This window comes from Segetibacter aerophilus, from assembly GCF_007991655.1.
GTDB lineage: Bacteria > Bacteroidota > Bacteroidia > Chitinophagales > Chitinophagaceae > Segetibacter > Segetibacter aerophilus.
This window is the reverse complement of record NZ_BJYT01000036.1, coordinates 25,393-35,623: the sequence shown is the minus strand read 5'-3', so window position 1 is coordinate 35,623 and position 10,231 is coordinate 25,393. Positions and strand designations below refer to the sequence as shown.

The window sequence follows — 10,231 nt, the reverse complement described above, 5'->3', positions numbered from 1 at the left end:
AACCCTTCGACAAGCTCAGGGTGACAACAAAAAGCAACGTCATTGCGAGGAGGAACGACGAAGCAATCTGATCTTTAACCAAGAGGTCTATGAATTATAAATACCCTTATACTCAAACAGCAGATTGCTTCGTTCCTCGCAATGACGAACACAGTATGTCAGGCTGAGCTTGTCGAAGCCTTGCTCAGCTAAGTACTAAATTTTCATCAGCCCTTCGACAAGCTCAGGGTGACAATAAGAGGCAACCGTCATTGCGAGGAGGAACGACGAAGCAATCTGATCTTTAACCAAGAGTCCATGAATTACGAATACACTTGTGCTCAAACAGCAGATTGCTTCGTTCCTCGCAATGACGAACAATAGTATGTCAGGTTGAGCTTGTCGAAGCCTTGCTTAGCTAAGTACTAAATATTCATCAACCCTTCGACAAGCTCAGGGTGACAACAAAAAACAAACGTCATTGCGAGGAGGAACGACGAAGCAATCTGATTTTTAACCAAGAGGTCTATGAATTATAAATACTCTTATACTCAAACAGCAGATTGCTCCGTTCCTCGCAATAACGAACAATAGTATGTCAGGCTGAGCTTGTCGAAGCCTTGCTCAGCTAAGTACTGAATGTTCACCCACCCTTCGACAAGCTCAGGGTGACAACAAAAAGCAACGTCATTGTACGGGAAAACAACGAACAGTAAAATTTGCCCAATCGCACTTAAATTGCAGCAACCCATCAAAACGAAAAACATGCGTACCTGTTTATACCTATTCTTACTTATAATCTGCCTTTTTCCAATGAATACCTCCTTCAGTCAAACAGAAAATAAATTGCCGGAAGACAATCCACTGAAGTTTAAAAGCACGCTTCCTTACCAGGCCATTCCTTTTGATAAAATTAAGGATGAACATTACGGGCCTGCGTTGCTTGAAGGCCTGCGCCTGCAATTGGAAGAAGTAAACAAAATTGCCAACAACCCTGCGCCTCCCACATTCGAAAATACCCTCGTCGCCTTGGAACTGGCGGGCGACTTGTTGAACCGGGCGAGTTCCGCCTTTGGCTCTCAAACCAGCGCCAACACCAATCCTGTCTTACAAAAACTAAGAGAAGAGATGGCACCGAAAATGGCTGCTAATTCCAATGAAATCTTTCTCAACTCCAAATTGTTCCAACGCATTCAAGCGGTTTATAACAAACGGGCCGCACTCAAACTTGATGCAGAGTCAAAAGCGTTGCTTGAACTGACCTATCATCGGTTTCGCCTGGCCGGCGCAAACCTGAGCCCGGCAGCGAAAGAACAGATGAAAAAACTGAACGAGGAAGAAGCCACATTAAGCGCAAAGTTTGGAAACATGCTCGTAAGTGCAACAAAGAATGGTGCAGTGGTAATAAGCGATAGCAGTGAACTGGCCGGTCTGCCGCCAGGCGAATTGGCAGGGTATGCACAGGCAGCCAAAAACCGGAGTATGGAAGGCAAATGGGTGTTGCCTTTACAAAACACTACTCAACAGCCTGCACTGCAATCGTTGCAGGTTCGCAGCACAAGACAAAAAATATTTGAAGCTTCCTGGAACCGCACTGAAAGAGGCGACTCTACCGATACCCGTATAATCGTTACGCGCCTTGCCGCTATTCGCGCCCAGAAGGCAAAGCTGATGAGTTTCCCAAATTTTGCTGCATGGCGATTGCAAGAACAGATGGCAAAAACACCGGAAGCGGTTGACCAGTTTTTTGCAGAACTGGCACCGGCAGCAGCAGCCAAAGCAAAAGAAGAAGCAGGCGAGATACAGGCACTAATCGACCAACAAAAAGGCGGCTTCACACTTGAACCGTGGGACTGGAACTTTTATTCCGAGCAGGTTCGCATGGCGAGATATGCAGTAGACGACAAAGAGGTAAAGCCTTATTTTGAGGTGAATACAGTTTTGGAGAAAGGCGTTTTTCATGCAGCCAACCTGCTGTACGGCATCTCGTTTAAAGAGCGAAATGACCTACCTGTTTATCACCCCGATGTGAGAGTGTTTGAAGTGTTTGACAAAGACGGAAAATCGTTTGCCCTTTTTTATTGCGATTATTTCAAGCGCGACAACAAGCAGGGTGGCGCGTGGTGTTCCGCACTTGTTGGAAAGTCAACTTTGAAAGGCACGCAGCCGGTGGTTGTAAACGTATGTAACCTGCCAAAGCCGGCACCTGGTGAACCTGCCCTTGTTAATTTTGACCATGTACGTACCATGTTTCATGAGTTTGGTCATGCCCTGCACGCTTTGTTTGCGCAACAAAAATATAGTGGTGGTAGGGTGCCGCGTGATTTTGTAGAGTTCCCCTCGCAATTCAACGAACATTGGGCGATGGATGCTAACGTGCTAAAAAACTATGCAGTTCATTACAAAACCGCTGCACTCATTCCGACACAGTTGTTGGAAAAAATAAAGCAGGCCGCCAACTTCAACGCGGGTTATGGATTGACAGAAGCCATCGAAGCGTCCTTGCTGGATTTGCGGTGGCATAAACTATCGCCAACAGATGTTGTAAAAGATGTGGATGCTTTTGAAAAGGAAGCATTGCAAAGCACCGGCATCGATATTAAAGCAGTCCCTCCGCGTTACCGGTCCAGTTACTTTCAGCACATCTGGTCTGGCGGATATGCCGCGGGTTATTATGCCTACCAGTGGACCAAAATGCTCTCGAAAGATGCCTATGAATGGTTTGAAGAACACGGTGGCTTAACCCGTGCAAACGGCCAGCGGTTCCGGGATATGATTTTATCTAAAGGAATGACCGTTGATTACAAAAGCCTTTACAAAGCTTTTCGCGGCAAGGATGCAAGCATTAATGCCATGCTGAAGAATATGGCGCTAAAAAAGAAAGCTTAGACTTTGTATCAATTTTAACCGGAATAGGAAAAGGGAATAAATAAAGTCGAAAGCTCTGGTTGGGGAAACAATTGCTTTTTTGATACAAGCGTAAGTAACTCCGGCTACTGCGCTGTTGCGCATTCTATTCCAACAGCACTTTGTTCATCCATGTTTGCAGGTGAAGAACACCTGCAAAGGCGACAAAGGCGACAAAGAGTGTGGTGTATCTTAGTATGGTAGTCGCCAAAAGTATTATCGTTTAGATATCTTATTTAGTGAAATAGTTTTTTGCCTGCTACATTTAAAGCGGGTTATATCAACATCTCTTATGTTGCCATGTTTTGCAGATCTTCCACTTACACGCTTACGCCACATTTTAAAACTTGAATGCTTCATCTCCCTCCTCATTAATAGAATTACTTCCTTTTCTTTTAAACCAAATTGCATTTCTATAGATTCAAAAGTTGTTCGATCTTCCCATGCCATTTCTATTACACGGTCAATATCAACTGTACTTAAAAGAATGTTTTCGTTCATTTATTGATATGTCATTGGTTATTATTCATTACTGCTCATTTTATCCTTATTCATTCTGCATTTATCGCTACAATACTTAACATTATCCCAAACCTTTTCCCACTTCTTTCTCCAGCTAAAAGGCCTGTTGCAAATAAGACAATTTTTTGAGGGCAAGTCTCTTTTCTTTTGCTGCTTCATATATAGAATAAACAGGCTTAAAACAGTACATAAATGAAAAAGTTTAGTTTAAGCTGTGATAAGCAAGGTTACCCCTTCACAAGAACACCTGCAAAGGCGAAAAGTCTAAAGCTTTGCTTGGGAAAACGAATGCTTTTTTGGTACAAGCATAAGTAACACCGATTGATCGTCGTGGAGTTTATCTTGATGAATCGAAGGCAGCATTTCGTTCATTGGTAACGCTTAGATAAAGTTTTTCTACATAGGCTACAGTTGAAAGTGACATTCTATTGAATGGCAAGGCTGCAAGGAACACAACAAGGGCAAACGGCGAGAAATGTGTTACATAGCCGCAAGCGGTTAACCTTGATCAAGCATTGTATATACCCTTATAAGCATATCTTTGTTTACTTATGGTCTGGTTGTACAGTTGCCGCTTTTGAAGCACAAGCTTAAAGAACAGGGAGAAATACGCTGCAGCCATAAGTAAATAATTCACTAATCGTTAAATTTAATTGTATGTCAAAAAAAACAGCTCATCCTAAAAAGAATAAGCCTACTAAAAAGAAAAGCTCCGCACAGCGGAAACCGAGTAGAAAGAAATAAGCACGGTAAGTAAAAACGAAGAGAGCCTGGTTTAAACTGCCGGGCTTTTTTTTGCCCCGTTGTGTGGGTTTTAGTTCAAAACTTTTAGCCCAGGTTTTCCTCGCCGACAACTTTTCCTATCAGTCTAGCTGCGCTAAGACTTTGCACAATCGAGTTTCCTGCCGCTGTTGGTGTTCTTCACCAACAGCCCTTGTTCATCTACGTTTGCAGGTGAAGAACACCTGCAAAGGCGAAAAGGGCAAAGTTTTTTCGGAGTACTTCCTCTGCGTTAATTTCCTCCGTTTACAATTTCCTGTATGTTTGAAAAAATGTTTGCTATGCGGCTGCTCACCTTATTTTTCCTAATGATATCTGTTGCTACCAGGGCTGCCGATACAGACAGTATTATTCATTACAACTTACCAGATACTGTAAGAGCAGTAGGTATGGTTACTGACGTAAATATTCATCCAACAGGCACGAAGGAAACATATGCGGGAATAGGAACAAAGTTCATACGACTTCTCGTTAGGAAGGAGAAGAACGATAGCTATGTTAGTTTTCAATTTCCTTTTACAGCCAATGTGCTTACTAAAGGCGCAAAAGTGGAAATGGAAAAGGGAGAACTGGAATGGAAATTTAACTGGCAATTCAACACCCCTTATAAATTAATGCTATCATCTGCCGTCGATACAGCGGATCAATTTTCGATAGTTTCTGGCTACCTCTACTTACCGGCGCAACAAAAATGGAAATTGATAGGTACCTGTAAGATGAAAGGAGAAACAAAACCACTGATCGATTTACAGGCTATCAGATCAACAGGTAGAAAGTCTAACATAAGTGTTGCCTTTACCGATATAATGGTTCAGCGTGCTGCCGGTTCATGGAAGCGCCTGGATGATCCCTCGAAAGCTGTGCCCTCTCCTGCTGTTCCATTTCTTAGCAACATTGATAGCTTATATCAATGGGAAGAAGATAAATACATTATTGAATTGGCAAGGACACTTGGTGCGACCAAAGCCAGGGATAGTATTCAAGGAGTTTACTATCAAATCATAGAGCCGGGAAACGGCAAATCAATTTCGCTAACAGATTCAGTCACCGCTCGTTACCAGCTTCGCTTATTGGGATCCCGGGATGTAATCAGTGGAAGCGAAACAGAGTCATATACTTTCCTATTGGGTACACTCATCAAAGGATGGCAACTAGCTGTACCGCTGGTAAAAACGGGTGGTAAGCTGCAGATTGTAATTCCATCAGGGCTTGCTTACTCTATTAGAACGCGAGCTGCTAAGATTCCGCCAAATAGTGTTCTAATGTTTGATATACAGGTATTGGATACGAAGCCAGCTGCGACGTAGCTCTAGCGATGAAGATGCGATAGTTGAAGGTGACAACTCTATTCAACAGCTTTGCATCAATTTAACCGGAATAGAAAAAGAGCGTAAAAAAGTCGAAAGCCCGGGTTGGTGAAATGATTGCTTTTTTGGTACAAGCGTAAGTAACCAGATTGATCACTGTGGAGTTTATCATGAGAAATCGAAGGGTCGCATTTCGTTCACCGCAACGCTTCAATTAAGCTTCCTGCACATTTGAAACATGCCATCAAACCCTGGAAAAATATAAAAATCAAAACATGAAAAGTTTGAAGTTCGTCATTCTATTAATCATGCTTTCAGCTGTTAGTTCGTGTTCCTTGTCAAAGGCTAATGCTCCTAAAGCAAAGAAGCTACGACATGTAGTGGCGTTTAAGTTTAAGCCGGAAATAACAACCGAACAGATGCAAAAAGCAACTACAGATTTCTATAGCCTGAAAGCCAAAATTCCACAAATAATAGACTTTGAAGGTGGGCCGGATGTAGCCTTCCAAAAAAAGAATGGTAAGTATACTCATTGCTTTATCGTTACGGTAAATAACGAACAAGATTTAGCTACTTATGGTGCACACCCGATCCATAAAGCATTTAGTGCATCAGTTGATCCACTGTTGGCTGAGGTGATGGTGGTGGATTACTGGGCGGATTAATAGCTAAGCATTTGTTCAACGCATCTCCGCGCTATTAAAGTGAAGTTATTGATTATGCACGGTCAACTGTAGTGTCATATTTGTCCCGGCAGGTTCTCCTTTCACCGCATTGTGCGAGTGCCAAGGGAACCCGTCCCCGGCTACTAAAGCTTTTCATTATTTGTTCACGACGAACGTTTCGTGCTGGTGCAACAATTTGGAATGCACCTTGACAATACCCCTCTTTGTAATGCGAATATTCAGGATATTTGATCCCATGAGGCTACTCTTTTTCATAACAATCCTGCTTGTTATACAAGCTGAAAATATGGGTGCAAACCGGTTACCCCGTTCTTATTATACAGTTGATAACCATGCTGCAGGCAAAGAGAAAATACATCCCGAAGGAATGCATCCAAAAGCTCAACTGGAGTTTGTGAGACAGAAAGTCAAAAACAGGGAGCAGCCGTATTACAATGCCTATAATCAATTAATTGCTTATGCAGACTCAGCTTTTCAACATACTACCCATGGACTGGCTGATTTTAATGTACCTGGTTTTTATGTTGATGCTATAGGTCACCGCAAAAACTCCCTGTCACTACAATCAGATGCTTTTGATGCGTATGCTTGTGCACTTGCTTGCCGGTTAAGCGGAAAAAAGAAATATGCAAAAGAGGCGCTTCGATTTCTGCAGGCCTGGGCCGATACAAATACAAAGTACTCCAATGCCGATGGTCCTTTAGTAATGTCGTATTCAGGTACGGCCATGGTTATTGCTGCTGACTTGCTTGGCGACTATAAAGGTTGGGAGACGGCACCCAGGAAAAAATTCGCAACATGGGTTAAAGATGTTTATAGGAAGTCAGCCAATGAAATCAGGAACCGGAAAAATAATTGGGCCGACTGGGGAAGGCTTGGTTCTATTTTATCCGCCGCCTACCTCAATGATACCACTGAAATTAAGGAAAATATCAGGCTTATTAAAAGCGACCTCGCTGAGAAGATCGAGGAGGACGGGCACATGCCGCACGAAACGGTCAGGGGTGCCAATGGAATATGGTACACCTACTTTTCTCTTACACCTATGACAGCTTCTTTCTGGGTAGCCTATAATGCAACTGGTGAAAACCTCTTTACCTGGCACGAGGGAGATCGTTCCATTAAAAAGGCGCTTGACTATTTGTATTACTATAATCTTCATCCCAACGAATGGAAATGGTTTAAAAACCCAAACCAGGGCTCACCGGATAAATGGCCCGGAAACCTGTTCGAAGCAGTATCAGGCATATACAACGAACCCGGCTTTGAATCGTACACAACTCCTGCAAGACCCATTATTTATAACCTGCATCACTTTGCATGGACATTTCCTACTTTAATGAAGGTGCAGTTGTCGGGATACAAGTAGGATACAATGTTATGGTACCAGCCAAAGTAATCGTTACTCCCCGCCCGGCTAGAATAAATAGCAGCTTCTTAACGATTGATTTATGCCTCGTTCTGCCGCTGTTGTGCGTTCTTCACCAACAGCACCTTGTTCATCTATGTTTGCAGGTGAAGAACACCTGCAAAGGCGAAAGCTTAGACTTTGTATCAATTTTAACCGGAATGGGAAAAGGGCATAAATAAAGTCGAAAGCTTCAGTTGAGGAAATGATTGTTTTTTTGGTACAAGCGTAAGTAACTCCGTTTGATTATCGTTGCGTCGCATTTCGTTCGGCGGTACATCTTTTATCCCGCCTTGCTTACCATTTGCCATTTGTCCGAACTGTCATTTTTGTAGTTAATTCCCCGCTATCGCATCTATTCTAATTGAAAGCTTCCGGTCTTTTTCTGTGACAATATCTCCTGCATCATGGGTGCTTAACCATATTTCAACTTTGTTATAAACGTTCGTCCATACAGGATGATGGTTCATCTTTTCGGCTTCAAAGGCAACCCGTGTCATAAAGGTAAATGCTTCAACAAAGTTCTTGAACTCAAATTTGCTGTAGAGCTGGTTATCTTTTTCTGTCCACATGTTGTAGTAGTTTAATAATTAGTGGTGGTGCTGGTATAAACTGGTATAAATATAATATGAGAATGGTTGTCTTTAAAATCGGGTATTCCTAAAAGTGCCAGGTTACGTGCGAGGCTGCAAACCTATGAGTAGGGAACCTGTTAGGACAAAATGTAGTTATTGAAAAGATTGTTAGCAATTTCTCCAAACGAAGCGGATGGTTGAAGGAGATATTGTAAACATAGAAGTATAGTATGTTGAAAAATACTAAGCTTGTCTTTAGTGGCCAATATTTATTTTACTTTTCCGCCCATTGGAACATAAATAGTGGGGGAATGGAAGTTGTCGGAAGTCATAACTCTTTTAGTAAAATCAATATCATTATGCCGCCGACAGCCTACTAAATCGTTTACGAATTTGCATGTTGCTGCTCCTTTTACCTTCTTTGATTTAATTAACTGCAAAAGAATTTGTTTTTGCAAATTTTTTGGAATTACAGAATCCCGCCGTGCCTCAAACCTGTAGAGGTCTTTTATTACTTGCAAGGTAGTTACAGCACTGACTTTATATTTATTCGCAAAATCATTGACTTTCATATTCCAAGAAGTTTATAATGTTCAAGCTTTGCATTTGCTGGGAATATCATTCTTAATTAGGTCAATAAAAAATTAAGGCTAGTGTTAATATCTCAATCTTTTTTTAAATGCCTAAAAATGGCTTGATTAAAAATAGTCTTATGCTTCCTTATCTGATTTTCTATTGCTGGTTCATTCATTATTTCACTTGCACGTCTAACATAAGAAAGATAGTTGCTTCGAAAATCTTTTTCTTTAACTCCTGTCACAAGTCGAAATTCTCCTGTCTCTATTTTTACGATTTTTTTCCAACGTTTTCGTACTTTGACATTGTGAAGGGGACGACTGGTATATAGCTTATAAAGTTGTCTTCTATAAATACGAGGTTTTTCTCCCGGAGTTCTTTCTGCAAGTTTCTTAGCTCTCTTGGCTTTTCTTTTTACAGACGATATCATGCGTCGGTAAAACTTTGCAAGATTTGCTGATTTTATTAATGCTTTTTGTCCATTAAACTCAAAACCTAAGTAATTAAAAGGCGCGGCAACCTTTTCCCCATCAGTTGTAATCTTTACAGAAGTGAGCCGAGGTTCTTGCTTTCCAAAAGCTAATTTCTTAAATACAAAGGTTTCTGTTTTATTAGTGCTTATTTGAACTTTGCTTTCTTCTAAAGTGATAGTTATAAAAGACTCAATCTCTTTAGCCTGATCAGTAGAGCAAACTATTACAATGTCGTCAGAATAACCTTCTGGTAATACAAAAGGAATTTCATCTTCTAATATTGGTCGTAGTTCTTTTTCCTTATTAAGCTTGCCTGCTTTTATTAGTTTTTCTTTTTCGGCTTTTAAGTGTTTTAGTAGTTCGGTTGCTGGTTCGTCTGTTAGGTTTTGTTTAGTTAATTTCCCCTGTACGGCTTTGTGCAATATGGTTTGGCGGAGAAGTTGGAGATAGATTTGTTGTTGGTTGACTTCTGTGCCAATAGTTTTTAGTTTTACTTGTCTTGAATTAATACTCTCAACAATTTCCATTTGCTCAACCAATGGTGGCAAGTTAACTTCTAAAGGCAACAAATGCTTTGCTTTCAATTCAGTTTTTATTCCATTTCCGGAGCTTGCACGTAGAAGATTTTTAAATGCATTACTAATCAGAAACCATTTGAAGTAATCAATATAAATTTTGGTTTCATCGAACTCATATGAGGAGTAGTGAATTGTTGCTAGCGCATCCTCTTCATCGCGGTAAATTGTTACCGCACCTTTTTCAGCATTAATTCCAGAAATAAGCAGGTCGCCTTTCCTTACTAGTATCATATCAGTATTAGTAGGCTTATCCACTAAATGATATGTTCCGGAAAAATCGATTTTTTCTACACGCTTCAGCCCCATTGCATTTGCTTGCGTTGGTTTATACCTACCAGTTCTTTCTTTTAAAAAACTTCCAATCTTTACAGTCTTCCAACTCATTCTTACTTGTTTAATAGCAGCACAACTGATGAACGAAATGCGACGCAACGATGCTT

Annotated in this window: 10 protein-coding genes; 5 read left to right on the top strand and 5 right to left on the bottom strand. The window is 41.2% G+C overall.

Features of this window, described 5'->3' with window-relative positions:
- Positions 1-792: 792 nt before the first annotated feature.
- Positions 793-2,868: a M3 family metallopeptidase gene (locus tag SAE01_RS22905; protein WP_246113314.1), complete on the top strand. Its 2,076-nt coding sequence runs from the start codon at positions 793-795 to the stop codon at positions 2,866-2,868.
- Between the two features lie 234 nt (positions 2,869-3,102).
- On the opposite strand, the gene SAE01_RS22900 is transcribed toward SAE01_RS22905, so the two are convergent.
- On the bottom strand, positions 3,103-3,387 hold the full coding sequence (locus SAE01_RS22900) for a TIGR03643 family protein (protein WP_147206166.1): 285 nt from the start codon (positions 3,385-3,387) through the stop codon (positions 3,103-3,105).
- A 21-nt stretch (positions 3,388-3,408) separates the two neighbouring features.
- Positions 3,409-3,567, bottom strand: a complete 159-nt coding sequence (locus tag SAE01_RS25235) for a DUF2256 domain-containing protein (protein WP_147206165.1) — start codon at positions 3,565-3,567, stop codon at positions 3,409-3,411.
- Positions 3,568-4,469: 902 nt separating this feature from the next.
- On the opposite strand from SAE01_RS25235, the gene SAE01_RS22890 reads away from it, so the two are divergent.
- The 4 genes from SAE01_RS22890 to SAE01_RS22875 all read left to right on the top strand — a co-directional run bounded on the left by SAE01_RS22890 (position 4,470) and on the right by SAE01_RS22875 (position 7,771).
- Positions 4,470-5,495 (top strand): FKBP-type peptidyl-prolyl cis-trans isomerase, encoded by a 1,026-nt coding sequence (locus SAE01_RS22890; protein WP_170234254.1) that lies wholly within the window; start codon positions 4,470-4,472, stop codon positions 5,493-5,495.
- Positions 5,496-5,770: 275 nt separating this feature from the next.
- Positions 5,771-6,160 (top strand): Dabb family protein, encoded by a 390-nt coding sequence (locus SAE01_RS22885; protein WP_147206163.1) that lies wholly within the window; start codon positions 5,771-5,773, stop codon positions 6,158-6,160.
- Positions 6,161-6,416: 256 nt separating this feature from the next.
- Entirely contained in the window at positions 6,417-7,550 is a 1,134-nt protein-coding gene (locus tag SAE01_RS22880) for an alginate lyase family protein (protein WP_218029232.1), read from the top strand.
- Positions 7,502-7,771, top strand: coding sequence for a hypothetical protein (locus SAE01_RS22875; RefSeq protein ID WP_147206162.1), 270 nt, complete (start codon positions 7,502-7,504; stop codon positions 7,769-7,771). The genes SAE01_RS22880 and SAE01_RS22875 overlap by 49 nt, the downstream gene beginning before the upstream one ends.
- Before the next feature lie 153 nt (positions 7,772-7,924).
- Here SAE01_RS22875 and SAE01_RS22870 read toward each other — a convergent pair whose 3' ends face one another.
- From SAE01_RS22870 to SAE01_RS22860, 3 genes are all read right to left on the bottom strand, one after another.
- A complete protein-coding gene (locus SAE01_RS22870) occupies positions 7,925-8,161 on the bottom strand; it encodes a 4a-hydroxytetrahydrobiopterin dehydratase (RefSeq protein ID WP_147206161.1) in 237 nt (78 codons plus the stop codon).
- Between the two features lie 272 nt (positions 8,162-8,433).
- Positions 8,434-8,736, bottom strand: coding sequence for a hypothetical protein (locus tag SAE01_RS22865; protein WP_147206160.1), 303 nt, complete (start codon positions 8,734-8,736; stop codon positions 8,434-8,436).
- Positions 8,737-8,828: 92 nt separating this feature from the next.
- Positions 8,829-10,175, bottom strand: a complete 1,347-nt coding sequence (locus SAE01_RS22860; RefSeq protein WP_147206159.1) for a restriction endonuclease subunit S — start codon at positions 10,173-10,175, stop codon at positions 8,829-8,831.
- Positions 10,176-10,231 lie beyond the last annotated feature (56 nt).